This window comes from Roseovarius litorisediminis, from assembly GCF_900172295.1.
GTDB classification, from domain to species: Bacteria; Pseudomonadota; Alphaproteobacteria; order Rhodobacterales; family Rhodobacteraceae; genus Roseovarius; species Roseovarius litorisediminis.
In genome coordinates this window covers 235,517-262,074 of sequence record NZ_FWFL01000004.1, presented here as the reverse complement: position 1 = coordinate 262,074, position 26,558 = coordinate 235,517, and the positions used below count along the sequence as shown (strand labels likewise).

At 58.5% G+C, this 26,558-nt stretch carries 21 protein-coding genes; 11 read left to right on the top strand and 10 right to left on the bottom strand.

Annotation, left to right across the window (positions count from 1 at the left end):
- The first annotated feature begins 59 nt into the window (after window positions 1-59).
- The gene (gene gcvP / locus PEL8287_RS09715; RefSeq protein ID WP_085892333.1) at window positions 60-2,909 is read left to right on the top strand and encodes an aminomethyl-transferring glycine dehydrogenase; all 2,850 of its coding nucleotides are present in this window, start codon (window positions 60-62) and stop codon (window positions 2,907-2,909) included.
- Window positions 2,910-3,508: 599 nt separating this feature from the next.
- Complete coding sequence (locus PEL8287_RS09710; RefSeq protein WP_139837760.1) at window positions 3,509-4,423, top strand: M8 family metallopeptidase; 915 nt, start codon at window positions 3,509-3,511, stop codon at window positions 4,421-4,423.
- A 336-nt stretch (window positions 4,424-4,759) separates the two neighbouring features.
- Here the strand turns inward: PEL8287_RS09710 and PEL8287_RS09705 are convergent, their stop codons facing one another.
- The 4 genes from PEL8287_RS09705 to PEL8287_RS09690 form a co-directional block, all read right to left on the bottom strand.
- The gene (locus PEL8287_RS09705; RefSeq protein WP_085892178.1) at window positions 4,760-6,544 is read right to left on the bottom strand and encodes a bifunctional helix-turn-helix transcriptional regulator/alpha/beta hydrolase; all 1,785 of its coding nucleotides are present in this window, start codon (window positions 6,542-6,544) and stop codon (window positions 4,760-4,762) included.
- A 161-nt stretch (window positions 6,545-6,705) separates the two neighbouring features.
- Complete coding sequence (locus PEL8287_RS09700) at window positions 6,706-7,569, bottom strand: inositol monophosphatase family protein (protein ID WP_085892177.1); 864 nt, start codon at window positions 7,567-7,569, stop codon at window positions 6,706-6,708.
- A 60-nt stretch (window positions 7,570-7,629) separates the two neighbouring features.
- The gene (locus PEL8287_RS09695; RefSeq protein WP_085892176.1) at window positions 7,630-10,149 is read right to left on the bottom strand and encodes an ABC transporter permease; all 2,520 of its coding nucleotides are present in this window, start codon (window positions 10,147-10,149) and stop codon (window positions 7,630-7,632) included.
- A complete protein-coding gene (locus PEL8287_RS09690; RefSeq protein ID WP_085892175.1) occupies window positions 10,146-10,823 on the bottom strand; it encodes an ABC transporter ATP-binding protein in 678 nt (225 codons plus the stop codon). The genes PEL8287_RS09695 and PEL8287_RS09690 overlap by 4 nt, the downstream gene beginning before the upstream one ends.
- Between PEL8287_RS09690 and PEL8287_RS09685 the strand changes: the two genes are divergently transcribed.
- Window positions 10,822-11,511 carry an arylesterase gene (locus tag PEL8287_RS09685; RefSeq protein WP_085892174.1) on the top strand — a complete coding sequence of 230 codons (690 nt, stop codon included), beginning with the start codon at window positions 10,822-10,824 and terminating at the stop codon, window positions 11,509-11,511. The genes PEL8287_RS09690 and PEL8287_RS09685 overlap by 2 nt on opposite strands.
- Before the next feature lie 48 nt (window positions 11,512-11,559).
- On the opposite strand, the gene PEL8287_RS09680 is transcribed toward PEL8287_RS09685, so the two are convergent.
- From PEL8287_RS09680 to PEL8287_RS09670, 3 genes are all read right to left on the bottom strand, one after another.
- On the bottom strand, window positions 11,560-11,766 hold the full coding sequence (locus PEL8287_RS09680; RefSeq protein ID WP_085892173.1) for a cold-shock protein: 207 nt from the start codon (window positions 11,764-11,766) through the stop codon (window positions 11,560-11,562).
- Window positions 11,767-12,044: 278 nt separating this feature from the next.
- Window positions 12,045-13,397 carry a hypothetical protein gene (locus PEL8287_RS09675; RefSeq protein ID WP_085892172.1) on the bottom strand — a complete coding sequence of 451 codons (1,353 nt, stop codon included), beginning with the start codon at window positions 13,395-13,397 and terminating at the stop codon, window positions 12,045-12,047.
- A 204-nt stretch (window positions 13,398-13,601) separates the two neighbouring features.
- Complete coding sequence (locus PEL8287_RS09670) at window positions 13,602-14,156, bottom strand: L,D-transpeptidase (RefSeq protein WP_085892332.1); 555 nt, start codon at window positions 14,154-14,156, stop codon at window positions 13,602-13,604.
- Between the two features lie 82 nt (window positions 14,157-14,238).
- On the opposite strand from PEL8287_RS09670, the gene PEL8287_RS20005 reads away from it, so the two are divergent.
- Together PEL8287_RS20005 and PEL8287_RS09665 are read left to right on the top strand one after the other, a co-directional pair.
- Complete coding sequence (locus PEL8287_RS20005) at window positions 14,239-14,376, top strand: hypothetical protein (protein WP_176228607.1); 138 nt, start codon at window positions 14,239-14,241, stop codon at window positions 14,374-14,376.
- A gap of 337 nt (window positions 14,377-14,713) precedes the next feature.
- On the top strand, window positions 14,714-15,004 hold the full coding sequence (locus PEL8287_RS09665) for a hypothetical protein (RefSeq protein ID WP_085892171.1): 291 nt from the start codon (window positions 14,714-14,716) through the stop codon (window positions 15,002-15,004).
- A 57-nt stretch (window positions 15,005-15,061) separates the two neighbouring features.
- Here the strand turns inward: PEL8287_RS09665 and PEL8287_RS09660 are convergent, their stop codons facing one another.
- Window positions 15,062-15,250: a hypothetical protein gene (locus PEL8287_RS09660; protein WP_085892170.1), complete on the bottom strand. Its 189-nt coding sequence runs from the start codon at window positions 15,248-15,250 to the stop codon at window positions 15,062-15,064.
- Window positions 15,251-15,726: 476 nt separating this feature from the next.
- Here PEL8287_RS09660 and PEL8287_RS19770 point away from each other — a divergent pair, with 476 nt between their 5' ends.
- Window positions 15,727-16,002, top strand: a complete 276-nt coding sequence (locus PEL8287_RS19770; RefSeq protein ID WP_139837759.1) for a hypothetical protein — start codon at window positions 15,727-15,729, stop codon at window positions 16,000-16,002.
- 653 nt (window positions 16,003-16,655) lie between these two features.
- On the opposite strand, the gene ettA is transcribed toward PEL8287_RS19770, so the two are convergent.
- A complete protein-coding gene (gene ettA, locus PEL8287_RS09650) occupies window positions 16,656-18,311 on the bottom strand; it encodes an energy-dependent translational throttle protein EttA (RefSeq protein ID WP_085892168.1) in 1,656 nt (551 codons plus the stop codon).
- A 194-nt stretch (window positions 18,312-18,505) separates the two neighbouring features.
- Here ettA and PEL8287_RS09645 point away from each other — a divergent pair, with 194 nt between their 5' ends.
- The 4 genes from PEL8287_RS09645 (at window position 18,506) to PEL8287_RS09630 (ending at window position 23,082) form a co-directional block, all read left to right on the top strand.
- The gene (locus PEL8287_RS09645; protein WP_085892167.1) at window positions 18,506-19,777 is read left to right on the top strand and encodes an alpha/beta hydrolase; all 1,272 of its coding nucleotides are present in this window, start codon (window positions 18,506-18,508) and stop codon (window positions 19,775-19,777) included.
- 75 nt (window positions 19,778-19,852) lie between these two features.
- Window positions 19,853-20,467 (top strand): nicotinate-nucleotide adenylyltransferase, encoded by a 615-nt coding sequence (locus tag PEL8287_RS09640; protein WP_085892166.1) that lies wholly within the window; start codon window positions 19,853-19,855, stop codon window positions 20,465-20,467.
- Between the two features lie 60 nt (window positions 20,468-20,527).
- The gene (gene dacB / locus PEL8287_RS09635; RefSeq protein WP_085892165.1) at window positions 20,528-22,021 is read left to right on the top strand and encodes a D-alanyl-D-alanine carboxypeptidase/D-alanyl-D-alanine endopeptidase; all 1,494 of its coding nucleotides are present in this window, start codon (window positions 20,528-20,530) and stop codon (window positions 22,019-22,021) included.
- Window positions 22,022-22,041: 20 nt separating this feature from the next.
- Complete coding sequence (locus tag PEL8287_RS09630) at window positions 22,042-23,082, top strand: PLP-dependent cysteine synthase family protein (protein WP_085892331.1); 1,041 nt, start codon at window positions 22,042-22,044, stop codon at window positions 23,080-23,082.
- A gap of 130 nt (window positions 23,083-23,212) precedes the next feature.
- On the opposite strand, the gene gatB is transcribed toward PEL8287_RS09630, so the two are convergent.
- On the bottom strand, window positions 23,213-24,724 hold the full coding sequence (gatB, locus tag PEL8287_RS09625) for an Asp-tRNA(Asn)/Glu-tRNA(Gln) amidotransferase subunit GatB (protein WP_085892164.1): 1,512 nt from the start codon (window positions 24,722-24,724) through the stop codon (window positions 23,213-23,215).
- Between the two features lie 159 nt (window positions 24,725-24,883).
- Here gatB and PEL8287_RS09620 point away from each other — a divergent pair, with 159 nt between their 5' ends.
- Window positions 24,884-26,548, top strand: coding sequence for a matrixin family metalloprotease (locus PEL8287_RS09620; RefSeq protein ID WP_085892163.1), 1,665 nt, complete (start codon window positions 24,884-24,886; stop codon window positions 26,546-26,548).
- Window positions 26,549-26,558 lie beyond the last annotated feature (10 nt).

Below are 26,558 nucleotides of genomic sequence, written 5' to 3'. Positions count from 1 at the left end.
CAGCAAGACAAAGCGCAGGCGGGCCACCCCGAGCCTGCCCCGTTTAGATGGAGTTTGGGATGCCTTTCGAACCGACCGACTATTTGCCTTATGACTTTGCCAACCGCCGCCATATTGGCCCCTCGCCGGAAGAGATGGGTCAAATGCTGGAAACCCTTGAGGTGGCCAGTCTGGACGAATTGATTGACCAGACCGTGCCCAAGGCCATCCGTCAGGATGAGCCGCTGGATTTCGGGCGTCCGATGTCCGAGCGCGAATTGTTGCACCACATGCGACTGACTGCGGGTAAGAACAAGGTTCTGACTTCATTGATCGGGCAGGGTTATCACGGTACCGTCACGCCGCCTGCGATTCAGCGCAACATTCTGGAGAATCCGGCCTGGTACACGGCCTATACGCCTTATCAGCCTGAAATCAGTCAGGGGCGGCTTGAGGCGCTGTTGAATTATCAAACCATGATCAGCGATCTGACCGGGCTGGAAATTGCTAACGCGTCGCTGCTGGACGAGGCAACCGCCTGTGCCGAAGCGATGACCATGGCGCAGCGGGTGTCGAAATCCAAGGCCATGGCATTTTTTGTTGATCGTGACTGCCATCCGCAGAACATTGCGGTGATCAAAACCCGTGCCGCCCCGCTGGGGATAGAGGTGATCGTCGGCAACCCCGACAAGATGGACCCTGAAAAAGTATTCGGCGCAATCTTCCAGTATCCGGGCACCTATGGCCATGTGCGTGATTTTACCGATCACATTGCCAAGCTGCACGAGCATAAGGCCATCGGTATCGTCTCGGCCGATCCGCTGGCGCTGACCCTGCTGAAAGAGCCGGGCCAGATGGGCGCGGATATTGCCGTGGGCAGCACGCAGCGGTTTGGTGTACCTCTGGGCTATGGTGGACCGCACGCGGCCTATATGGCCACAAAAGACGCGCATAAACGCTCAATGCCCGGGCGGATTATCGGCGTCAGCATTGATGCCAACGGCCACCGTGCCTATCGCCTTTCGTTGCAGACGCGTGAACAGCATATTCGCCGTGAAAAGGCGATGTCGAACGTTTGTACTGCGCAGGCGCTTTTGGCGGTCATGGCATCTATGTACGCAGTTTTTCATGGGCCAAAAGGCCTGAAGGCAATTGCGCAACGTATTCATCGCAAAACAGTGCGTCTGGCCAGGGGGTTGGAAAAGGCTGGCTTCAAGGTAGATCCAAAGGTGTTTTTTGACACAATCACTGTGGACGTCGGCCCGTTGCAGGCGGCAGTGATGAAGTCGGCCGTGGACGAAAAGATAAACCTGCGAAAGGTCGGTGAAACGCGCGTTGGCATTTCGCTGGATGAATGCACAAGGCCCGAAAATATCGAGTCAGTCTGGCGCGCCTTTGGCATTTTTCACAAGGACGATGATTTCAAACCAGAATATCGTATTCCGCCGGAAATGCATCGCAAGACCGACTATCTGACCCACCCGATTTTCCACATGAACCGGGCCGAGACCGAGATGATGCGTTACATGCGTCGCCTTGCGGACCGTGATCTGGCGCTCGACCGGGCAATGATCCCGCTGGGCAGTTGTACGATGAAACTGAATGCCGCCGCCGAAATGATGCCGGTCAGCTGGCGTGAATTTTCAAGGCTGCACCCCTTTGTGCCGGCCAATCAGGCGGAAGGGTACAAGGAACTGATTGATGACCTGAGTGCCAAATTATGCACCATCACGGGGTATGACGGTTTGTCCATGCAACCAAACTCGGGCGCGCAGGGCGAATATGCAGGGCTTTTGACAATTGCCGCCTATCACCGTGCGAACGGGGAGGGGCATCGCAACATCTGCCTCATTCCGATGAGTGCGCATGGCACCAACCCTGCCAGCGCCCAGATGGTCGGCTGGAAGGTCGTGCCCATTCAGTCAAAGGAAAACGGCGACATTGATGTCGAGGATTTCCGCGCGAAAGTGGAAGAGCACTCGGACAATCTGGCCGGCTGCATGATCACCTATCCCAGCACTCATGGCGTATTTGAGGAAACGGTCAAGGATGTCTGCAAGCTGGTGCATGATCATGGTGGGCAGGTTTATATTGACGGGGCGAACATGAATGCCATGGTTGGTCTTTCGCGCCCCGGCGATCTGGGCGGGGATGTCAGCCACCTGAACCTGCACAAGACCTTCTGCATTCCGCATGGCGGCGGCGGCCCCGGCATGGGGCCGATTGGTGTCAAAGAGCATCTGATCCCGCATCTTCCGGGGCATCCGTCGACGGGTGGAGAGCAGGGTCCGGTCAGTGCGGCGCCCTTCGGCTCGCCTTCTATCCTACCGATTTCATGGGCTTATATCCTGATGATGGGGGGCGAAGGTCTGACGCAGGCGACACGTGTGGCGATCCTGAACGCCAACTACATCGCGAAACGGTTGGAGGGGGCTTATAAGGTGCTGTACCGCGGTAAACAGGGACGGGTGGCGCATGAATGCATCATTGACACACGCCCCTATGCCGACAGCGCCCACGTCACCGTGGATGACATTGCCAAGCGGCTGATCGATTGCGGTTTCCACGCCCCGACCATGAGCTGGCCGGTGGCGGGCACGCTGATGGTCGAGCCGACCGAAAGCGAAACCAAGGCCGAGCTGGACCGGTTCTGTGATGCGATGCTGGCGATCCGCGAGGAAATCCGCGATATCGAGGAAGGCAGAATTGACCCTGAAAACAACCCGTTGAAGCACGCGCCTCACACGGTGAATGACCTTGTGGGCGAATGGGAGCGGCCGTATAGCCGCGAGCAGGGTTGTTTCCCTCCGGGATCGTTCCGGGTGGACAAATACTGGCCCCCGGTTAATCGGGTGGACAATGTTTACGGCGACCGCCATCTGGTTTGCACCTGTCCGCCGATGGAAGATTACGCCGAGGCGGCAGAATAAGCTGAAGCAAATTTGACCGGCCGCGCGGGGAGTTTCGCGCGGCCGGTCGGCATTGTGACAATTGTACGAAACGTACGGATTGTACGTGGATTTCGTACGCTCCGACGACCTGTTTCAGAAACCCACGTACGTTTCGTACGAAATATCCGCCGCCGCTCGAAAACGCCATGCTACGCCTGTTGGTCTGAGTGTTGGCACGCGGGGGAAATGTACTGCGTCCGCACCGCCCCGCGGGACGGCAGGTGGTTGCCACCGATGAAACGGGGCCGAAGCCGTGGAAGGCCCGCGATTTGCCGTTGGCGGGCATGCCTTGTGGGGTAACAACAACAATTTCTGAGCCTGCTGAGCGTCCCCTGAATATCCATGCAGCGGGTCTGCGGTGCGCACCAGATTGTGTCACATTCCCAACAGCGCCCAGGACAAAAAAACTGGGTATCATGCGCTTTTAAGAAACAATCGCGTCCAGAGTCCGTTTCCGTAGGCCGTTTTGGAAATACTGACGCAAGCGCGCCCGAAATCGGCCATATTTCTGACAAACTAATTAACACTGGTTGTTCGTTAATACTTTGGCCGCCATTGTTTTCGAAAGGAATTCTTTGATGACACGTAATAACAACCGCTACGAACTTGATGATGATACGTTTAACTTCGACTGGGCATATGCACGTGGAAATTTCGACTGGGCATATGCACGTGGCGATCAAGGGGGCAGACCTTCGGGGCCACCCAATGGCGGAAATGGCGACACAGGGACGTCGACAGGTACCTACACCAGCGGCGCGCCGGATGGCGCGTCTGACGGTTTCAATCTGGAACTGAACTTTCTGGGCGACGCCTGGACCCTGGATGCGATGAACGCCTTTGCCGCCGCCGCTGATTACCTTTCCAACCTTATCACTGCCGGGCTTGCCGACGACGGTGCGATTGACGACCTGGTGATTGACGTGTCTCTGATCGACATTGACACCATCGGGGGCACGATTGGGCAAGGGCGTCCCACCGCAGTAAGGTCGTCGGACGATGCAACCCCTGATGGCTTGCCGGTTTCAGGTGAAATTTTCGTCGATACTAACGACGTGGATTTTCTTCTTTCGCAGGGGACGTTGGATGATCTGGCCCTGCATGAAATTCTGCACGTCATGGGAATGGGTACCCTGTGGGAAGTACCCGGCGTGCGGGACTACCTGTCAGATCCGGTTTTTGTCCCGGATCTGACGACGCGCAATCCGAACGACGGTGATACGATCATAACATATACCGGTGGTGCGCTTGACGAGAGCGGCACGACCCCGCTGGTTGAGACGGAAGGTTCTCTGGGCCACTGGCAGGAAGAGGCCTATGGCGATGAACTGATGACGACTGTGTTCAACACCAGCGGTAATTTCCTGTCGCAAATGTCTTTGGATGCCCTCAAAGATCTTGGTTATTCGGTGGACGACACGGTTGGTGCCGAACTTGCGACGGCGATTGACCTTACCGCGTCTTATAGCCTTGACGATTTCGCGATCGTTTAAACATCAATAGCAAGGTTTCCGCTTTGATCGTTTGGAAAACTTTTGCGGATACCCTAAAGCGTTTCGCCCTAAACCCATGATTCAGGTTTTCTGGGAAACGCTTTAGAATGAATAAAAAGGGCGGTCTCTGTCGAGACCGCCCTGGTTTCGTGATAAAAAAGTGACTTTTTATAAGATGCGACCCGAGGTGGCGGGCCTAATTGAAAATAGCGGTCTGGTTGTTTGCCAAGAAAACATTTTCGTTTTCGATCAGCTATGATCCCCCAGGCCATTGGTACGATCAACTTTATGTGAACTGCGACAGGCTGTCATACCCCAGATAGGGTAAAATACAATTTATTCTTGTAGAAACTTGCCGACCGCATCCAGCACTGAACGCCAGTGACGGAAGAAAACCAGCTGTCCTGAATCTTCATAAACCTGGTAATTGATCCAGTCGTGATCCTGCTGGAATTCGTGCAGCGTGCCAAGGGGCACCTGCGGGTCTTGTGTGCCGTTGATGAAGGTCACCGGCAGGCGGCCGCGCAGCGCATTGACATCGGCGGTCCAGTCATCGCGCTGACGCCCCAGCAGCATGCGCGAAAACGCGTCATGGGCCGAATGGCTATCCGACAGCGCGGTTTCCGAACCGGTGACCATGGCCTCGAACACTTCGGGGTCTTCAAAGGTGGCAACATCGGCGGGGCAGTTGCCATAGACCGCATGAATAAAGCCGCGCTTGCCGATCTTGCGCGCCAGCACAAAACCGGCCTTGACCATGAAAGGCAGAAGGTGGGGGGTGAATTTGGCACCCGCCAGAATAAAGCGGTGCCATTTCTCCATCCGCTCAAACTGTTCCCGGCGCGTCATTGGCAGGACGCCGGCACAGGCGATCAGCGCGGTGAACCTGTCGGGATGCGCCAGCGGCAGCTGGAAGCCGTAAAACGTATCGCTGCCCATGGTCAGGATCGGGCATTTTTCAACGCCTGCAGTATCGAGCACCTGAATGACATCGCGGATCAGCGCCGCATCGTAGTTTTCGTGCTTTGGCAGCGGATCGGACAGGCCATAGCCTGCACGCACCGGCACGATAATCCGCAGGCCGCGGCGCTGCGCGTCGGCCTCGGCCGAGGCGGGCCAGCGGACAAGGCCATAATCCAGCGGCATGAACAGCACCGGGGCGCCGTCGGGATCGCCCAGAAGAAGGTAATCCAGCCGCCGCCCGTCTGGTGTAACGACCGAGCGGTATCGGCGTTCTTCCAGCGTGGCATAACCGCGGCTGACGACGCGGGGGCCGGGGGCGGACTCGATCGCGAGGTTGGCCATGTCCATGACCGATAGGGCAAGGCGGACCAGTTCGACCTGCGAATGGGTTTCGGTCTTGGACAGGATCGAGCGGATCTGCGCGCGGATGGTATCCACCGAACGGCCCCGCTGCGTGGCGATCTCGGCGACCGAGCAGCATTCGACCAGCGCGTGAACCACATCAGTCTCGGCGCTGGTCAGGTCAAAGGCACTGCGCAGGATATCGCGAAACCCCTCGGGCCAGCCCACCTCGTTCGAGGAGGCCAGAACCAGCGGGGTGCCATCGGCGATGGTGCAGCGTTGCAGGCGCAACACGACAAAATTGCCGCGTTCACGTGAACGGACGCGCAGCACGGCGGTGCTTTTGCTGCTTTGGGATATGAGCGTGTGCACCGTGCGGCTGACCGCATCGATATCATCGGCGTTGATCGGCAGGTCAGAAAGCTGTGCGCTACGGTTCAGCGCCAGCCGGGTCTGGGCGGCATCATTGGCGGCGCGTACCTTGAGATCGCCATCAAGGATAAAGGCGGCGACCCGTTCAAAGGGGGCCAGGATTTCGTGGACCTCGTCGGTCAGCCCGACAGTATCAACTCGGTCCAGAAAGGCACTGGCGCGGCGGAAATGGCTGGCGATCAACGGATCATCCAGCAGGCGCGGGGCCTTGAAATCAGCCTGTGCGCGCAGCGGGCTGACGGCGTTTTCCCACAAATCCAGAAGTGCCTCGTACCGGGTGGGATCAAGCGCCACGTCATAAAGACGGTCGATCGCGGCATCCCTGTCGTCGTCCGGCAGGTTTGACGGATCCTGATTTTCTGGCTGTTTGCGCCTTGTGCCCATTTATTTCGACCTCTTGGGTTGTACGCATACTACCTGAAATCACGGTTTCGTGAAGTCTGGTTTGCCTTAAGTTAATGAACGACCTGTTTCCAATTCGGGCCTAATCCGCAGGGGGCAGGCGGTTCATCATCGCAATCCAAGGCGTCAACCGGGCCTGGGTTTCAATCCAGCAGGAACGCAAATCGGTCACGCAGGCGGTTCCAGCTTTCCTGATTGGGGGCGGCCAGAACATAGCCTTGGGTGATGCCGGCGTTATAGTCGCGCCCGTCCAGCATTGCCGCCACGCCGCCTGCCTGCTGGCAGGCCAGAACGCCGGCTGCGTGATCCCACGGGTTGGGCACGCCCGACAGGCAGAAATCCATGCCGCCCTGCGCCAGCATCCGGTATTCGTGGCACGAACAGCGCAGCATATAGGTGCGGGCGAATTCTGGAAGACAGGCGGCCAGTTCAGCCTGTTTATCCTTTGGTGCAAGATAAAGGTGCAGATAGCCCGACATGTCCGACAAGGCGCCCCCGCGCGAGACACGGAGCGGACGGTCGGCGCCAAGGCTGCGCGACAGATGCGTGGGCTGGCCTTCGGCCGCGATGACCCAGTCATCCATAACCGGATCATACAGCAGCCCAAGGACCGGTCTGCCAAAGCGCGCGACCGCGACGATCACGCCAAACAACGGCAGGCCGTGGGCGAAATTCCAGGTGCCATCCACCGGATCAAGGATAAAGGAAAGCTCGGCCTCGGCGATCTTTTCGCGCAGGGTGGGATTGGCGGCAACGGCCTCTTCGCCCACAACCAAAGCATGGGGAAACGCCTGCTGGATGCCGCGCGACAGCATCGCCTCGGCGGCAGTGTCGGCCTCGGTCACCAGATCATGAGGGCCGGATTTGGACGAGATATCGGCGTGGCCCAGATTGCGAAAGCGCGGCATGATCTCGGCCCGGGCGGTTCGGCGGACAAGGTTGATCAGCGTGGCCTGCTGTGCGGGCGTCAGCGGTGAGGTAAGCGAGATGGGAAGGGAATCGGTCATCCCAAACCAATAGCGTGTTTCGGGGATAACCTGCTACCTGTTGAGTGCCGAAAAACCCGTCTATTCGCGCGCGCGCAGGATTTGGCCCGGGCGGGCCGTGAGCGGCCCCCAGGCAAAAGCCATCCCCGCCAGCAGCGTGACCACAAGTCCGCCAAGAATGATCAGCAGGGCCGAGGGCCAGATCACCTCGAATGAGGTTTCCATGATGAAATGGCTGACGGCCCAGCCCCCCAGAATACCGGCGCCAAGTGCCACGGCACCTGCCGCAAGCCCTAGGATGGCGGCGCGCATGGCAAGACTGGTCAGGATGCGGCCGCGGGTAGCGCCAAGGGTTTTGAGGATCGCCGCCTCGTAGGTGCGGGCCGACTGATCTGCGGCGGCCGCGCCAATGAGAACCATAAAGCCGGTAAGCAGGGTCACCGAAGCGCCCCATGCCGTAGCTGAAGCAAGCCCCGCCAACAGATCCGAGACACGGTCAAGCGCGTCGCGCACCCGGATGGCGGTGACATTGGGATACATATTCGAGATATCGCGAAGAATGGCGCCTTCGGCCTGTGGTTCGGCATAGACGGTCGCGATGAAAGTATGCGGCGCGCCTTCAAGGGCAGCCGCATTCATCACCATGACAAAACCCATGCCGGCAGTTGAAAAATCAACCGCGCGAAGGCTGGTCAGATCGGCGGTGATGTCACGGCCAAGGATGTTGACGGTAATTCTGTCGCCGATCTTCAGCCCAATCTCGGCGGCTTCTTCTGCGGCAAAACTGACTTGCGGCGAACCGGTGTACCCCTTGCCCCACCAAGCGCCTTCGGTAATGCGGGTGCGATCGGGTAGCGCATCAGCGTAAGAGATGCCGCGATCCCCCTTGATAACCCAGTGGTCGGGGGCGATTTCGGACGCAGGCACGCCATTGATACGGGTCAGGATGCCACGCATCATCGGGGCGCGGTCGGTGCGCGAAACGGCGGGATCGTTTTCCAGCCTGTCCAGAAAGCCCGGCATCTGATCCTTTTGCAGGTCCACAAAGAAAAATGCGGGCGCCTTACCGGGCAGGTCACGATCAATGGCGCTGCGCAGGTTGCCATCAATCTGGCCCACAGCGGCCAGTACCGACAGGCCCAGCCCCAGCGACAGCATGACCGGGCCTGCGGTCGTGCCCGGCCCACCGATGGCGCCAAGCGCCCAGCTAAGCGCGGGTTTGCGGCGCAAGCGGGGGCGCAGGCGATGAGCGGCAAGGCGGACCAGCAGAGCGGCAAGCGCCAGCAGGGCCAGCGCCCCGGCAATGCCGCCCGCTGTCCAAAGCGTCAGGCGCAGATCACCCGAGAGCCAGCTGGCCGAGGCCAGCAGCAGGGCGATCAGCCCGGCGGTGACCAACAGGAATGGAAGTCGGGGCAGGGCGCGCGCGCGGGCCGTGGCATCGCGAAACAGGGTGGCGGCACGGACTTCTTGCGCGCGGGCCAGCGGCCACAGGGTGAAGATCAGAATGGTCAGGCTGGCGTAAAGCGCCGCCTCAAGCATCGGGCCGGGATAGGGGCGGAAGATGGCGGGGACCGGCAGGCGTGATTCCAGCAACGGGGCCAGAAGCACGGGGATACCGGTACCAAGCGCGATGCCCGCGACAAGACCCGCCAGCGCCAGCACACCGACCTGCATGAAATAGGTCTGGAAGATGGTTCTCTGATCGGCGCCCAGCGTGCGCAGGGTGGCGATCACTTCGGTCTTGCCCGCCAGATAAGCGCGCAGGGCGGCCGATATGCCCACGCCGCCCACGGCAAGGCCACTAAGCCCAACGAGCACCAGAAAGGCGCCCAGACGGTTGACGAAATCCGCCACGCCGGGGGCGCCATTGCGGGCATCGCGCCAACGCATGCCGTTGTTTTCAAATTCTTCCTGCAGCGCCAGCTGGGTCTGCGCCAGATCGGTGCCGGGCGGCAGGTCAAGCCGGTATTTGGTTTTGTAGAGCGAGCCGGGTGACAGAAGGCCCGAGTTTTCAAGTGCCGTAGTGGCGACAATCGTGCGCGGGCCAAGGCCAAACCCGTCGATGGCATTGTCAGGCTCGTCGGTCAGGGCGGCCATCAGGCGGAAATCCTGCGTGCCAAGGCGGAAAGTGTCACCGGGGGCAAGGCCCAGCCGGTCAATCAGCAACGGGTGCATCACCGCGCCAGGCAGGCCAGCCGCGCCCTGCAGCGCCGTTTCAAGCGGCATGTCGGGGGTAAGGGTGACCTTGCCGATCAGCGGATAGGCGTCATCGACGGCCTTGATCTGGGTCAGGCCGCGCTCATCCGATGGTGTGACGGCCATCGAGCGAAAATCAACGACTTCCGAGGTTTGCAGGGCAACCTTATCCATCCAGGCGCGCTCGGGCGCGGTGGCAAAACGATAGGTCAGCCGGATTTCGGCATCGCCGCCCAACAGCGACGCGCCCTCGGCCACAAGCCCGGCACCTATGCTTTCGCGAATTGTGCCCACGGCGGCGATGGCGGCAACACCAAGGATCACGCAGGCCAAAAAGATACGAAAGCCATGCAGGCCGCCACGCAACTCTCGCCGGGCAAATCTGGCGGCAATGCGCAAGGTCATGCGGTCTTCTCGATCCGGCCATCGCGCAGGGTGATCACGCGGTCGCAGCGGTCGGCCAGCTCGGGATCATGGGTGACCAGCACAAGGGTTGAATTGTGGCGGTCGCGCAGGCCGAAAAGCAATTCAATGATCGAGGCACCTGTGGTGGTATCAAGGTTGCCGGTGGGTTCATCTGCCAGAATGATGCCAGGCCGGGGTGCGGCGGCGCGGGCCAGCGCGACGCGCTGTTGTTCGCCGCCCGAAAGCTGCGAGGGGTAGTGATCGGCGCGTGCCGAAAGGCCGACGGCGTCCAGTTCCTGAGTCGCTCGGGCATGGGCATCGGCGTGACCTGCCAGTTCCAGCGGGGTGGCGACATTTTCAAGCGCGGTCATGGTCGGGATCAGATGAAACGACTGAAACACAACGCCGAAATGATCACGGCGCAAGCGGGCCAGCTGATCCTCGTTCATTGCGGTCAGATCGTGGTTCAGGGCGATCACCTGCCCGGATGTGGCCTGCTCCAGCCCGCCCATCAGCATCAGCAGCGAGGATTTACCAGACCCGGACGGCCCAACCAGCCCGCATGTTTCACCGCGGTGGACATCCAGCGTAATCCCATGGAGTATCTGCACAAGCCCGGCATTGCCCTGAAGCGACAGCGTGGCATCGTGCAAAGATAGAATCGGAGAGGTCATGCGTTTACGCCTGATTGCAAAGAATTTTCTGACATATGGGGTATTGGCGCTCAGGGGCAAGGCGGTGGCGGCTTTTCTTTTGCTGGCCAGTCCCGTCTGGGCCGAACCGGTGACTGTTCTGGCGCTGGGCGACAGCCTGACCCAGGGCTATGGTCTGCCCGAGGATCAGGGCTTTGTCCCACAGCTTGAAAAATGGCTGACGGGTCAGGGGGTTGAGGCCCGTCTGATCAATGGTGGCGTGTCTGGCGACACCACCGCAGGCGGTGCCGCAAGGGTGGACTGGAGTCTGACGCCCGAGGTGGACGCGATGATCGTGACATTGGGGGGCAATGATGTTCTGCGCGGGATTGACCCCGGGGTAAGCCGGGAAAATCTGGATAAGATTTTGAGTGTCGCCAAGGACAAGGGTGTAAGTGTGCTGCTGGTTGGCATGCCGGCACCGGGCAATTTTGGCCCTGACTACCAGCAGGCTTTTGACGCGATATACCCCGATTTGTCGGAAGCCTATCAGACGCTGCACTATGACAATTTCTTTGACGGTTTGGGCGATGCTACGCTGGCGGAAAGCCAGGCCTATTTCCAATCTGATGGAATTCACCCCAATGCCGAGGGCGTAAAAAAGATTGTCGCGGCGTTGGGGCCGAGGGTGATTGATCTGATCAGGGTTTCCCAACAGGCCCCAGATTGAAAAAGGGCCCCATCCTGGGGCCCCGTTCCGAAATCTTTTGTTTGTGGCTTACGCCAGGGCGATATTCGACGCGCTTTCGCGGCCGTCACGGCCTGCTTCGATGTCGAAGGTTACTTTCTGGTCGTCTGCCAGACCGGTAAGACCGGCACGTTCAACGGCAGAGATGTGTACAAACACGTCTTTTCCGCCGCCATCGGGTGCGATGAAGCCGTAACCTTTTGTTGAGTTGAACCATTTTACGGTGCCAGTAGCCATCCCGTAGTCTCCTTTTCTCTTGCTGCCCGCGGGGTGCGGCAGCCCGGCTAGTCAGTGCAAGATCGAGTGACTGAGCCGTTGGATAGGAGCAGATGGTCGATAGTGGTAACGTCGCGAGCATTGATATGCGCATGATGTGCCCGCAAATCAAGAAAAATTAATTTGTCGCAGCCGAATAGGCGGATATTTGATGGGCACCCGGTGCAGAAGCCCCGGGTGACCCTTTTATATGCTTCTGGCATAAGCAGAGTGGTTTTTGCCTACGCCCAATGACCGCATCAGTTGTCGTCTTCGGTTTCAGTTTCAGCTTCGCCAACCGGGCAGCAGCGATATTCCTGACGTTTCTCAAGCAATGCGATCTGTTTTTCCAAAAGCTTGTTTTCAAGCGCCTTGCGCACCAGATCCAGCTCGATCGACTTTTGCCGGCTATCCTCGCAGACGTTGCAGGAATCAAGGCAGCCTTTCACCAGAACTCCCTGCGTGGGCAGGCAATAGGTGCGCACAAATTCAAGCTCGGCGGCCAGCCTGGTCCCTACCTTGTCTGAACCGGCCTGCGCAAGGATACCTTCCTTGACCAGATCGTCGTCGACTTTCTTGAGAACCTTGTCATGAACGTCGGGCGGCAAGGGCTTGGCCGTGGCTGCCAGACGAAGGGGCGTTGCCGTGGCCAGGAGATTGGTGTTGAAGCCACCTCCGGTCAGGCCAACGCTGCCTACGTTTGACAGGATATTCGCCCGTTGTGCCGCCGCTGAGGTACGCCCCGTGGTCTGCACGTCCAGGCGGGCGGTCTGGGTGGCCAGAACCCCGTTTGGCAGCACCTTGATGCCGGTGGCAGGCCGCACCGGGCGTGCCTCGGCAATACTGCTGGCTGCGGCGTCGACAACCCGGCGCAACACCGAAACGATCCGGAACCGGAGGGTTTGCTGTTTGACAAGCTGATACGCGAAATAGGTGACCGCGTGGCACTCGTTCTTGTTTTCGATCACCCGGGTCGAGGCCTCGTAGGCGCTTTCGCTTTCGCCCTCGGCATGGCTGCGGCTTTGTACTTCGCCGATCTGCGTGGCATTGGCGGCACGTGTGGCCTGAACCGAGCGATCATGCGACGCCCGCGCGTGGCTGGACAGCTGGCGCATAAAGGATGATGAACTGCGCGAGTTGAAGTCGCCTTCGACATTGACGCTGCCGCCGCCTGCAAATCCGATTGACGCATAAGAGCCATCGACATCGGTTTCGAAGTCGGAATGCGACGACGATGCCGCCGAGCCCTGATCGGTGACCGTCAGATCCGAGAGGTACCGATCCATCGAACGCATGTAGTATGTTTCCTCGGACGTCTGCTCGTGCCGGTAGCTGACCTCGCTTTCGCGGTCATAGGTGAACCGGCTGTTGCGGTTCGACGTATAAAGCCGGACCTTTTCGCCGGGCAGCAGCGTGGTGGAATAGACAACGTCACCCAGGGACAGCGGCCCCGGACAGCGTTCAAGCTCGGCCACGATGGTGATTTCCACTGGCACATCATTTTGACGGTTGGTCAGCCGGTAGGAAATCCGCAGGCTTTCGCAGCAGGGCTTGGTCATCACTTCGGGGCAGCAGGGAATTTTATTTGTTGAGATAAGATCACCGTCAGGCATAACTTGTTCCTCCAAAAATTGAGTTGTTTAAAATCTGCCTGCCGCCACTCGTAGAAAATGCGACTTGTGACGTTCGCGTGCAGGCACGCCCAAAGGGTACCACAATTCGTGCTTTGATAGAATAATTACAGCCAGAACGCGCCGCATTCGGCCAGAATTGGCTGATGCGGGCGAAATATTTGGGCGAAAATATCGCCAGGATGGTTAGAGAACAGTGACGACCGTGCCGATCGGAACGCGCTGATACAGATCCTGAACATGCTGGTTCAGCATGCGGATACACCCGTTCGAGACCGAGCGCCCGATGGAATTCGGGGCGGTGGTGCCGTGGATGCGGAAGAAGGTATCGCGCCCGTTCTGGAAGAGATACAGCGCACGCGATCCCAATGGGTTACCCGGGCCACCGGGCTGAACATAGTCGTTGTCCTTGAACTTGGCATAGGTCTGGGGCTCGCGTTCGATCATCTCGTTGGTCGGGCGCCAGGTGGGCCATTCTTTCTTGACGGCAATCGTGGCGGTGCCGGTGAATTCAAGCCCGGCCTTGCCGACGCCCACGCCATAACGCAGTGCTTTGCCTGGTTCGGTGATAAAATACAGGAAATGCGCGCGGGGCAGGATCAGCAACTGGCCGGGCTGATATTCGCTGCTGATGCGCACCGGTTGCGGCGTGAATTTCGGTTCCAGCTCAAACGCGTTTGCAAGGCCGGGCAGAGCGGCAGCGGCAAGGCCGGTGGCCAGAAGTTTACGGCGGTGAATCATGTCGACGGTCCCTTTGATACGCATTTGGTTACTACACGGCTTCATATAGTTTGCCACGAATTCCGCGGAAAATCAAAACCTGGTGAAGCGCATTCTAGCGCGTGCCATGGTCGTCGGAAACAGGTCTGATCCGTTCCAGAAAGACAGCGCCGCATTGCCCGACCTTGAAGCCGGGGCTGGGGTCAACGCTGTTGGTCAGCCATTTGAAAAGGCGGAGTAATTTCCTCATGCGGTGTCGTATAGCACAACTGCGGTCAAATGGCGGCCCAATCGGTGAATCGATAGGGCAACGGTTGCCGGTACCATTCCAGCCTGTTGTGCGTCTGGCGTTTGGCGTGGTCTTTTTGAACGGCCATGGTGACTCTCCTGTGTTTTGGTCTTTTCAAGAGATGGAGAGTGGACAGGCCTGGTGCCAGAGGCGGTCCTTGTGTCGTGAACGGATGTGAGCAGATTGTAAAATCCGGGTTTTTCCGGGCCATGCTAAATCGGGGTTTTTTTACCAAAAACGGCGCAAATCCTGTATACTGGGCAGGCGAATTTCTGAAAGGGAGGGGACGATGTCTTATGTCACGATTACCACTTGGGAAATTGCCGACGGAACCGATTATGACGTCAGCATGCGCAACATTCGTGAAAAACGCCTGCCCGCGCTAAAGGAACTGGGCGCCAACCGTGTCACCGTGGTGCGCACCAGCGACCGCACCAGTGCGGCAATCACCGAATGGCCCGATCAGGTCACTCGCGACACCGCTGAGGCCGCGATTGAAGCGGTGCGGGCAAAGGTGCATACCGAAGACATGGTGCGCCTGACCGGTGAGATGAACGGCGAAGTGGTGGCAGAGGTCTGAAGCGTTTCGGGATCAGGTTGATCCGCAGAAGGTGGTTTCTGGAAAGGCCGCGCGCTTTCAGGCCGCGAAACTTGCAGGAAAACGCTGCCGCATCAACGTAAGGATGCCGAACGCAAGAAGTGCCGCAAGAGTGACATTGAGGTAGGTCACGCTGCCCTGCCACAGTGTGGCGTTAAAAAAAGCAAGCTGTACCAGTGCAACCGCGAAACCCAGAAAGCCGCTGAATATAAAAAGGACTGCTGACATCTTTCACCTTCCCGATTGTCGCCACTTTAAAGGATGTGACGTTTCATAGCTTGCACCTAACTGTGGCCGTGGCTCGCGGTAATTTGGGTAATTTCTGGGCAGGTGACGCGTGTCGGATGTCCTTTGAGGCCGGGAAAACCCTTTGCTTTTGCTGCAAATCTCCAAGACTTTTTTCCGAGAATAATGGCGCCGGTAGCGAATCCTAGTCGTTCCGGCACCGGCCGGGCAAGAGCAATTGTTGACATTTTGTGGTCAATTGCGGGGATTTTGACTTATTGTCATCCATAAGTAGGGCCCTGAAGACCCCCTGTGGCGCAATGTATGGCAGCGGCAAGATTTTAAAAAATAGTTTAAAATCAATGATTTTAAGATTTTCAGGCGGATATTTGCTGTCAGATGGACGGATTTCCCCGCAAAAACGCGCCCCACCCAATGCCATGTATCTTCACGTGACTGTCAACCACGGGGAGAAAGCCATGTGGCCGAAAAGAAGGAACGCAGCCTGCGCCGAAGATCCAAAGCCGCAGCAAGAGTATGAAGATCTGCTGAAAGAAACTTTGCCGGACCTGCGCCCGTTGAGCAAACCCGCACAACCCGCCCAGCGGCCCGCCCCATCCCGCCCGATGCTTCAGGACGACAAAATCCGCCGGGCCACGGCACCCGTGCCGCCGGTGCCTGACTTTGTGATAAGCGGGCTTTCGCGACGCGTGTCCAATCTGGACCTACCCTGCGGCACATTGGTGGCTGTGTAAGGGGGGCTGACATCCCCACGCGCGGCGACTGAGCCGGTACGGGCCAAGGTGCACACCGAGGACATGGTGCGCCTGACCGGCGAGATGAAAGGCGAGGTAGTTGCTGAGGTGTAGGGTGCGTATTTGTGGCGCACCACATGTTGAATGGGCGGAAGTGGTGCGCGAAATTACGCACCCTATGGTCGGCATAGAAAGAGGGGCGGCCCGAAGACCGCCCGATTTCAAAGGAATAATCCGATGATGGTCAGCAAGAGCATCAAAGTCGCAACAATGTCGCGATAAGATACTCGCCCCTCTATCTTGAATGAAAACCGCATGGCGTTAGCCTCTAGCGATGCTCATCCGGATGAGCGTTAAAGTTCGCTCAGTATTTATATCCCGCCCTTATAACGGCGGTTCGGCGTGCTCCTATGTACACTTGGAGCTACCTTTCGACGACTATCCGCTCAGAGTATTCACGGCACCGCCGTGAGTTCTGCCGGGCCGCCTTAGCCAGTCCAGGCTAAGGACCGACATAGCACCGCTAAGCGCTTACGATTTCGGGACGGGGTTTGCAGTTAGCCTTTTCAGGGGTGCTCACCCGACGCACGACCGTTTAAGGCCTCCTTCGTCACCACAACATATAGGGGCTCGCCAAGAAATCGTCAATACATCTACCTCGCAAACTTCTTGTGCTTCAATCGCTTCGGCTCCAGCGCGTCAGCCCCCAGACGGCGTTTTTTGTCTTCTTCGTAATCCGTAAAGCCGCCTTCGAACCATTCCACGTGGGCGTTGCCCTCGAACGCCAGCATGTGGGTGCAGATGCGGTCGAGGAAGAAACGGTCGTGGCTGATCACCACGGCGCAGCCGGCGAAATTGACCAAAGCATCTTCCAGTGCACGCAGGGTTTCGACGTCAAGATCGTTGGTCGGCTCATCCAAAAGCAGCACGTTGCCGCCCGAGCGCAGCAGGCGGGCCATGTGGACGCGGTTGCGTTCGCCGCCCGACAGAAGCGAGACCTTTTTCTGCTGGTCGCCGCCCTTGAAGTTGAAGGCCGAGCAATAGGCGCGGGCGTTGACCTCGGCGTCGCCCAGTTTGATGATGTCCTGACCGTCGGCGATGGCCTCCCAGACGTTTTCATTGGGGTTCAGGTCATCGCGGGACTGATCGACATAAGACAGCTGCACCGTGTCGCCGTATTCAATTGTACCGGCATCGGGTTTTTCCTGCCCGGTCAGCATCTTGAACAGCGTCGATTTACCCGCGCCGTTGGGGCCGATTACGCCGACAATACCGCCGGGGGGCAGCGAGAATGACAGGTCTTCGATCAAAAGCTTGTCGCCCATATGTTTCTTGAGACCATTGACCTCGATTACCTTGTCGCCAAGGCGCGGGCCGTTGGGGATGACGATCTGGGCATTGGCCAGCTTTTCACGCTCGGACTGATTGGCCATCTCGTTATAGGATTTGATCCGGGCCTTGGATTTGGCCTGCCGGGCCTTGGCGCCCTGACGCATCCATTCCAGTTCGCGTTCAAGGGTTTTCTGCTTGGACTTGTCCTCGCGCGCCTCTTGTGACAGGCGTTTGGCCTTTTGTTCCAGCCAGGCGGAATAGTTGCCCTCGTAGGGGATGCCGCGGCCACGGTCCAGTTCGAGGATCCAGCCGGTAATGTCATCCAGAAAATACCGATCGTGGGTGACGATCAGGATGGTGCCCTTGTAGTCAATAAGATGCTGCTGCAGCCAGGCGATGGTCTCAGCATCAAGGTGGTTGGTCGGTTCGTCCAGAAGCAGCATATCGGGCACTTCGAGCAGCAGTTTGCACAGCGCCACGCGGCGGCGTTCCCCGCCCGACAGGCTGGACACTTCGGCGTCGTCGGGGGGGCAGCGCAGGGCCTCCATTGATACGTCGATCTGGGCATCGAGATCCCACAGGTTTTCGGCGTCGATCTGATCTTGCAGGGCGGCCATTTCATCGGCGGTTTCATCGGAATAGTTCATCGCCAATTCGTTGAAACGATCCAGCTTGGCCTTTTTCGCGGCCACACCCAGCATCACGTTTTCACGCACGTTGAGCGTCTCGTCCAGTTGCGGTTCCTGCGGTAGATACCCCACGCGCGCGCCCTCGGCGGCCCAGGCCTCGCCGGTGAAATCGGTATCAATTCCGGCCATGATCTTCATCAGGGTGGACTTACCCGAGCCGTTGACGCCAACGACACCGATTTTCACGCCGGGCAGAAAGGAAAGGTTGATGTTCTCAAAGCACTTTTTGCCGCCCGGGTAGGTCTTGGACACACCCTGCATGTGATAGACGTATTGATAGGCTGCCATGGTGAACGCTCCGGTCAGTAAATGGTTTGGCCGAGGCTTAGCCTGTCAGGACGGCGGGTGCAATCGGATGGGGTGGAAAACGGCAGGGTTGGCGCGCTCACAAAGACCTGAACACCGCGACGTGGAAATACGTTGTCCGGTCAGATCGGCTGGGTGATAGTGCGGGACATTCTTTTGGATATAGATGGCCGATCATGCGAAACCAGACCAACGGGCCGCCCACCAATTTGGAATACGTGCTGCTGCAATGGCTGCGCTGGCTGGCAGTTGCGTTGCTGCTGGTTCTTTTGCTGGCGGCATGCGAACGCAAGCCGCAGTTGGTGACCGGTCTGGGCCCCGGCGGTGCAGATGTGAGTGGCAGCACGGCGAAAGTGTTTTTCGTGACCGACAGGGGCGCGCAGACCGAGGGGCGCAAGGGCCTGGCCTATGGGCATCGGCGCAGTCAGTCGATGGCGTTTGGCGAGGCGATTGTCCGGTTCGGATCGGACGGGGCCGTGGCCGGTACCAGCCGCCGGATCCCGATCAACGTGGTACGTGTGGACGAACAGCTGCGGTTTCCTCAGACGCCCCTGCCGTTTTCGCAACGCCGCGGGGTGGTTGTGCCGGATAAGGGGGCACGGGCGGTCTATGGGGCTGCCGCCGATGAATTCAAAGCGCGGGTGGCGCAGGAGTTGAAGCGAACGGGGCAGAGCGAGATTGTGGTTTTCGTTCATGGTTTCAGAAATGATTTCAACGATGCGGTGGCGACGCTGAGCAACATCTGGCATGCGTCCGATCGGATGGCGATGCCGATTGCCTATACCTGGCCTGCGGACAATCCCGGCCTGCTGGGCTATTTCAGGGATCGCGAAAGTGGTGAATTTTCGGTCTTTCACCTGAAAGAAACCCTGCGTCTGCTGGCCGAGGTCGAGGGGCTGGACAGCCTGCATCTGATTGCCCATAGCAGGGGCACCGATGTGGCCACCACCGCCCTGCGCGAAATGATCATTGAGGCACGGGCGTCGGGGCGAAATCCGCGTGATGTGCTGAAAATTGACAATCTTATCCTTGCCGCCCCGGATCTGGATTTTGGCGTGGTCCGCCAGCGGCTGATCGCCGAAAGGTTCGGCCCCGCGTTTGAATGCATCACCGTTTACATGAACCCCGAAGATGGCGCATTGGGCACGGCGCAGGCGGTGCTGTCGGGGACGCGTTTTGGCCGGCTGTCATTCGAGGATTTGAGTGAGGTCGACCGCGAAATTTTCCGACAGATCGGTAATGTCTATTTCATTGACGTCAGCCAGGTGGCAACGCGGACCAGCCATTCGTATTTCAGCCGGAACCCCGACGTGATGACGGACATTGTGGCGTTGTTGAAGACAAGTGCCGCGCCAGGCAGCCCGGAGCGGCGCATGACCCATCTGGAGGCGAATTTCTGGCAGCTGGAGCTGGAGGAAAACTTCAGGGTTGTCAGGCCGGACCGGTAGGCAATTGCCGGTGTGCGCGGGAGTCAAAACCCTGAATTCGCTGGACACCGGCCGCCCGGCTGGCAAAAGGGAAGAATGAAGTATTCTTTGCCAGCAACGCGGCCCGGTCAGGTGATCGGCCTGTTGGGGGGGTCGTTTGATCCGCCGCATGCCGGGCATGTGCATATCAGTCGCGAGGCGATCAAGCGCTTTGGTCTGGACAAGCTGTGGTGGTTGGTGAGCCCTGGCAATCCGCTGAAAAAAAAGGGGCCTGCGCCGATGGACATGCGTATGGCCGCGGCCCGCAAGATCATGCAGCACCCCAAGGTCGAGATCAGCGATTTCGAGGCACAGGCGGGAACGCGCTATACGGCGGAAACGCTGTGCGCGTTGCGGTCGGCGTGCCCGCAGGTGCATTTTGTCTGGCTAATGGGGGCTGACAATCTGGCACAGTTTCATCTCTGGCAGGACTGGCAAGAGATTATCGAAAGCGTACCAATGGGCATTCTGGCCCGCCCCGGACAGCGTATTCCGGCGCGCACCTCGCGCGCGGCGCGGATTTACGCCCATGCCCGCCTGCCGGGCCGCCAAAGCCAGCTGTTGGGACAGTTGCGCGCCCCGGCCTGGTGTTTTGTCAACGTGCCGATGATCGCCATATCCTCGACCAGATTGCGCGCGCAGGGCGACTGGCATGCGACGCCGCAAAAGTGATGACTTCATGAGGTCGATATCGCATTGCCTGGCGATGCAGCCTGAGGTTTACTTGGACGTATGACCAAAAGCTTTTCGCGACGATTTTTTCTGGGCAGTGCCCTGAGTGGACTGGCGGGTGCGGGGTGGGCTACGCCGCCGGCGGTGTCATTGCGACCGCGGGCGCGACCGGATGCAGGCAAAGCGCGTGCCGTTCCCGGCGCTGACGCGCTGGTGGCCGATGCCAAGCTGGGCGGGCGGGTCGGGTTTTCGGTGATGGATGTGAAAACCGGCCTTGTGCTTGAGGGGCGTGACGCCAGAAAAGGACAGCCGCCCGCCAGCGTGACCAAAGCGGTCACAGCCCTTTACGGGTTGGCGGTGCTGGGGGCGGAGTACCGGTTTGGCACGCGTCTGTTGGCAACAGGTGTTGTGAAAAACGGTGTGCTGAATGGTGATCTTGTGCTAGCGGGCGGCGGTGATCCGACGCTGGATACCGATGCGCTGGCAGATATGGCGGCCCGGTTGAAAAAGGCCGGTGTGCATTCGGTCAAAGGCAGGTTTCTGGTCTATGGCGGGGCCTTGCCTTATGTGCATGAGATTAACAGCGGTCAGCCCGCACATGTAGGGTATAACCCATCTGTGTCGGGGCTAAGCCTGAATTACAACCGGGTGCATTTCGAATGGAAGCGCAACGGCAGCGGGTACCATGTGATGATGGATGCCCGCTCGGCCAGATACCGGCCTGACGTGCAGGTGGCACGTATGCTTGTCAAGGAACGCAAGGCCCCGATCTATACCTACCGGGACGGCGGAAGTTTTGACAGCTGGACGGTGGCCCGGGCGGCATTGGGCAAGGGCGGCTCGCGCTGGCTGCCGGTGCGCAAGCCCGAGTTCTATACCGGCGAGGTTTTCGCTACATTTGCCCGGTCCCAAGGCATCGTGTTGCGCGCGCCTGAAGTGATGAAAAGCGCCCCCGGGGGTACCGTTCTGGTAACCCATCAAAGTGCCCCGCTGCGCGATATCCTGCGGGAAATGCTGAAATATTCAACCAATCTGACTGCTGAAATGGTGGGATTGGCTGCAACTTCGCGGCGCCTGGGACGCCCCGCCACATCCCTGCGGGCCTCTGCCCGGGAGATGAACAGCTGGGCGCGCAAGGAATTGGGCATGGATAGCGTGCAGTTGGTGGATCATTCGGGTTTGGGTGGGGCCTCGCGGCTGAGCCCGGCGGCCATGGCCGCGGCGCTGGCGCGCGTGCATCGCAACGGCGCGCTGAAACCGATCCTGAAGGATATTCCGATGAAGGACGGCAAGGGCAGGCCCATATCCGCCCCCCCGGTCAAGGTGGTCGCCAAGACCGGGACGCTGTATTTCGTAAGCTCATTGGCGGGATATATGACCGCGCCGGACGGTACTGAACTGGCCTTTGCGATCTTTGCCGCTAACGAAAAACTGCGGGCCGGAATCAATCCCGAACGGGACGAACGCCCGCCCGGTGCGCGCGGCTGGAACAGGCGTGCAAAAAAACTGCAGCAGCAGCTGATTGAGCGATGGGGTGTGGTTTATGGCAGCTGAAATCAGGCGGAGCAATTGAAATGGGTCGGTGGGTCACTGAAGCAATCAGAAAGATTGAAGCGGATTATCAAAGGTCTGCAGATACCCATTTATTCAAGCTGACAATCCCGCAGCTAACGGGCGTCGATATCTACCTGAAAGATGAAAGCACACATCCCACAGGAAGTCTGAAACACCGGCTGGCCCGGTCGCTGTTTCTATATGCGTTGTGCAATGGCAAGCTGGATGAAAACTCGACCGTGATCGAGGCGTCTTCAGGCAGCACCGCTGTATCCGAAGCCTATTTTGCCCAGATGCTGGGCCTGCCTTTCATTGCGGTGATGCCGCGCAAGACCGCGAAAAGCAAAATTGACAAGATCACGCTTTATGGTGGTCAGTGCCACTTTGTTGACAGCGCCCCGCAGATGCATGATGCGGCCAGCGCATTGGCGCAGGAAACCGGCGGTTATTTCGTGGATCAGTTCATGTATGCCGAGCGGGCAACAGACTGGCGCGGCAACAACAACATCGCCGAAAGCATTTTTGTGCAGATGCAGCAGGAGCCGTTTGCGGTGCCCCATACCATTGTAATGAGCGCCGGGACGGGGGGCACCTCGGCGACGCTGGGCCGGTATATCCGCTATCGCGGGTATGACACGCGGCTGTTGGTTGTCGATCCCGAAAATTCGGTTTTCTATGACAGTTTTGTTCAGAACGATCAGGGGCTGGTGGCGGATTGTTCAAGCCGGATCGAAGGGATCGGCCGACCCAAGGTTGAAAAGTCGTTTCAGCCCGGTGTGATCGACGAGATGCTGAAAGTGCCGGATGCGGCCAGTGTTGCGACTATCCTGTGGCTGGAAAAACTGATTGGCCGCAAGGCAGGGGCGTCCACCGGGACAAACCTTTGGGGGGCACTGCATGTGGCGGAGAACATGATGAAAACCGGCCAGAAAGGATCAATCGTCACGCTGATGTGCGACAGCGGAGAGCGGTATCTGGAAACCTATTATAACGCGGACTGGGTCAGAGGCGCTATTGGCGATATCACAGGTTATTCCAAGCGTCTGGAACGCTGGCTGTAAACGGTGCCAGAGGGACCCATAGGTAAAGCAAGGAATGGATTCGGCCTTTCGGTGAATCTTCCCAACAAAGGGCATTTCTTGCCTGCCCAGCGGACAGGCGAAATCGCCTGCCGCATAAGACACCCGCGAGTTATAGCCCCAGTTTGGCGCTGACGATCTGATTTACCGCCTTGGGATTGGCCTTGCCTCCGGTGGCCTTCATCACCTGACCTACGAACCAGCCTGCCAGTTTGGGATTGGCCTGCGCCTTTTCGACCTGCGCGGGGTTGTCGGCGATGATCTGATCCACCGCCGCCTCGATGGCGCCGGTATCGGTGACCTGTTTCATGCCGCGCGTTTCGACGATCTCTGCCGGATCACCACCTTCGGAATAGACGATCTCAAAAAGGTCCTTGGCGATCTTGCCACTGATGGCGTCCGAGCTGATCAGGTCAACGATCCCACCCAGTTGACCCGGTGAGACCGGCGACTGGGTGATGTCGTGGTCTTCTTTCTTCAACCGGCCGAACAGCTCGTTGATCACCCAGTTGGCGGTCAGCTTGCCGTCACGTCCCTGGGCAGCCTCTTCGAAATAGGCGGCGTTGGCGACATCGGCGGTCAATACGTTGGCGTCATATTCGGACAGGCCGAAATCCCCCATGAAGCGCGCTTTTTTCTCATCCGGCAGCTCTGGCAGACTGGCGGCAATCTCATCCACCCAAGCCTGTTCGATCTCCAGCGGCAGCAGATCGGGGTCGGGGAAATAGCGGTAATCATGCGCTTCTTCCTTGGACCGCATCGAGCGCGTTTCGTTCTTGTCGGGATCGTAGAGGCGGGTTTCCTGGGTAACTTCGCCCCCGCCTTCGACAATCGCGATCTGGCGGCGGGCCTCGACCTCGATCGCGGCCTGAATGAACCGCATCGAGTTCATGTTCTTGATCTCGCAACGCGTGCCCAGATGGCTGAAATCCTGCGTCTCCATGTATTTTTCATACTGGCCGGGACGGCAGATTGACACGTTCACATCCGCCCTCAGGCTGCCGTTCTGCATATTGCCGTCGCAGGTGCCCAGGTAGCGCAGGATCTGGCGCAGTTTGGTCACATAGGCGGCGGCCTCTTCGGGACCGCGGATATCGGGGCGGCTGACGATCTCCATCAGACAGACACCGGTGCGGTTCAGATCGACAAACGACATGTTCGGGTCCATGTCGTGGATCGACTTGCCGGCATCCTGTTCCATATGGATGCGCTCCACACGGACAAGGCGGGCAATGCCCGGCTCCATATCCACAAGAATTTCACCTTCGCCTACCAGCGGATTGTAGAGCTGGGAAATCTGATAGCCCTGCGGCAGGTCGGGGTAGAAATAATTCTTGCGATCGAACGCCGACCACAGGTTGATCTTTGCCTTCAGCCCAAGACCGGTGCGCACGGCCTGTTCCACGCAAAACTCGTTGATGACCGGCAACATGCCGGGCATGGCCGCATCCACAAAGGATACGTTCGAGTTGGGGGCCGATCCGAACTTGGTCGAGGCACCGGAAAACAGTTTGGCCCTGGACGAAACCTGGGCGTGCACTTCCATCCCTATGACAAGTTCCCAGTCATGTTTGGCACCCGCAATCACCTTGGGATTTGGGCATTCGTATGTCAGGTCAAGCATATTTTCGCCTCTTTTTTCCTCTATTGGCTTCTAGGTCAGCGGAACTCCGCAGGCAAGAGCAAGGATTTCTTGTGTTGGTTGAGATTAAGTTTGTGATGTGTAAGCAGCGTGTTTGACGGCGAGAAAAGTAGACAACGATCTACTGACGAGGAGTGAAATATGGCAAACATAACTAACTTGAACTGGGGGACTCCCCAATTGGGTGACGCAGGTGGTGTGATAACCTGGAGTATCGCTGCCGCCGGGGAGAATATTGAAGTTTTTTCTGCCGCGGGCAGCACCACGTCGGTCGATGCCAACTTTCTGACATTTGATTATGAGCAGGTCATTCGCGATGCCCTTGCGCAATGGTCGGCTGCGGGCAATATCGAATTCATGCAGGTCGAGGATGCCGGCGGTGCAGCCGGCACTGGCAAGGTTGCCGATATCCGCATTTTCTTTGGGCCTATCCCGGGCGGCACAGTCGGATGGGCCTGGTTCCCCTCGTCTTTCGGGTCGGCCCTTGCGGGCGATATACTGCTGGATACTGTAGACATCTTCAACAAAAGGCCCGACCTGTTTGCCGCGGTGGTGGTTCACGAACTGGGTCATGCCCTTGGCCTGGACCATCAGGACGATCCCAATATTGACTCTGTCATGACATCAACTGTCAGCACCAGCATCCTTACGGCCGACGACATCAGCGGCATTCAGCAAGTGTACGGCGTGCAGGATAACGGCCCGGTTGTCTATAATATGCCGACTGGGCAGGCCGATCTGACGATCCTTGATATCGCTGCCGCCGCCACAGTGAACGGGAATTCCTTGAACAACAAAATCACCGGCACAGATGTGGCTGAAACCATCAATGGCCAGGACGGTAACGACACGTTGATCGGCAATGGTGGCAACGATGTGATGAGAGGCGGTAATGGCCGTGACCTTGTTGTCATGGGTAGGGGCGCAGACCTTTTCCAGGATAATGCCGAAAGCGGTGTTTCCGGTAGCGACTCAGTATTCGGCAATGCCGGCAATGACACCATTCTGGGCGGCGGCGGGAATGATAAGTTCTTCGGTGGTATCGGTGCAGACCTGATTTTCGGAGGTCTGGGTGATGACAAGATCTTTGGTAATGAACAGAGCGACCGGCTGCACGGTGGCGAAGGCAACGATACGGTTATCGGCGGCAATGGCCGTGATTTTGTTTCACTGGGTTCCGGCGCTGACATTTTCTTTGACAACGCCCAAAGTGGTTATTTTGGTAGTGATACCGTTTTTGCAAACGCGGGTGACGATACCATTCAGGGTGGCAACGGGGATAACCAATTCCACGGGGGCCAGGGGAACGACCTTATCGTTGGCCGCCAGGGCAATGACCTGATTCGTGGCGGCGCCCAGAGCGATGTGATCTATGGGGGCGGTGGCAACGACACGATTTACGGTGACAACGGTCTTGATCTGATTTTCATGGGCGACGGCAACGATATTTTCTGGGACAATGCGCAGACCGGGTTTTACGGCAAAGATACCGTTACGGGCGGCGCGGGGAACGATACGTTTTTTGCCGGTGGCGGTGATGATGTCTATACCGGTAGCGCCGGTGCGGACACATTTGCCTTCAACGTTGGCCTGGGTCAGGATACCATCACCGACTTTGAGGTCGGAGCCGATATTCTGCAATTTGATAATGCGCTTTGGTCAGGCAACCTGACGGCGGCTCAGGTTGTCAGTAGCTTTGCAACGGCTGCGGGTGGGAATGTCGTGTTCGATTTCGGTCTTGATACGCTGACCCTTGAGGGCCTGCTGACGACCGCCGGTCTGGCAGACGATCTGGCTATCGTCTGAGGGTTTGGAA

Bases quoted from the DNA above. Each gene is read 5' to 3' on its own strand.
- PEL8287_RS09685 (WP_085892174.1), top strand. From the start codon at position 10,822: ATGCGTTTACGCCTGATTGCAAAGAATTTTCTGACATATGGGGTATTG.
- PEL8287_RS09690 (WP_085892175.1), bottom strand. From the start codon at position 10,823: ATGACCTCTCCGATTCTATCTTTGCACGATGCCACGCTGTCGCTTCAG.
- PEL8287_RS09705 (WP_085892178.1), bottom strand. From the start codon at position 6,544: ATGGGCACAAGGCGCAAACAGCCAGAAAATCAGGATCCGTCAAACCTG.
- PEL8287_RS09695 (WP_085892176.1), bottom strand. From the start codon at position 10,149: ATGACCTTGCGCATTGCCGCCAGATTTGCCCGGCGAGAGTTGCGTGGC.
- PEL8287_RS09640 (WP_085892166.1), top strand. From the start codon at position 19,853: ATGAAGTATTCTTTGCCAGCAACGCGGCCCGGTCAGGTGATCGGCCTG.
- PEL8287_RS09665 (WP_085892171.1), top strand. From the start codon at position 14,714: ATGTCTTATGTCACGATTACCACTTGGGAAATTGCCGACGGAACCGAT.
- PEL8287_RS09700 (WP_085892177.1), bottom strand. From the start codon at position 7,569: ATGACCGATTCCCTTCCCATCTCGCTTACCTCACCGCTGACGCCCGCA.
- gcvP (WP_085892333.1), top strand. From the start codon at position 60: ATGCCTTTCGAACCGACCGACTATTTGCCTTATGACTTTGCCAACCGC.
- PEL8287_RS09675 (WP_085892172.1), bottom strand. From the start codon at position 13,397: ATGCCTGACGGTGATCTTATCTCAACAAATAAAATTCCCTGCTGCCCC.
- PEL8287_RS09660 (WP_085892170.1), bottom strand. From the start codon at position 15,250: ATGTCAGCAGTCCTTTTTATATTCAGCGGCTTTCTGGGTTTCGCGGTT.
- PEL8287_RS19770 (WP_139837759.1), top strand. From the start codon at position 15,727: ATGTGGCCGAAAAGAAGGAACGCAGCCTGCGCCGAAGATCCAAAGCCG.
- ettA (WP_085892168.1), bottom strand. From the start codon at position 18,311: ATGGCAGCCTATCAATACGTCTATCACATGCAGGGTGTGTCCAAGACC.
- gatB (WP_085892164.1), bottom strand. From the start codon at position 24,724: ATGCTTGACCTGACATACGAATGCCCAAATCCCAAGGTGATTGCGGGT.
- PEL8287_RS09645 (WP_085892167.1), top strand. From the start codon at position 18,506: ATGCGAAACCAGACCAACGGGCCGCCCACCAATTTGGAATACGTGCTG.
- PEL8287_RS09670 (WP_085892332.1), bottom strand. From the start codon at position 14,156: ATGATTCACCGCCGTAAACTTCTGGCCACCGGCCTTGCCGCTGCCGCT.
- dacB (WP_085892165.1), top strand. From the start codon at position 20,528: ATGACCAAAAGCTTTTCGCGACGATTTTTTCTGGGCAGTGCCCTGAGT.
- PEL8287_RS09680 (WP_085892173.1), bottom strand. From the start codon at position 11,766: ATGGCTACTGGCACCGTAAAATGGTTCAACTCAACAAAAGGTTACGGC.
- PEL8287_RS09620 (WP_085892163.1), top strand. From the start codon at position 24,884: ATGGCAAACATAACTAACTTGAACTGGGGGACTCCCCAATTGGGTGAC.
- PEL8287_RS09710 (WP_139837760.1), top strand. From the start codon at position 3,509: ATGACACGTAATAACAACCGCTACGAACTTGATGATGATACGTTTAAC.
- PEL8287_RS09630 (WP_085892331.1), top strand. From the start codon at position 22,042: ATGGGTCGGTGGGTCACTGAAGCAATCAGAAAGATTGAAGCGGATTAT.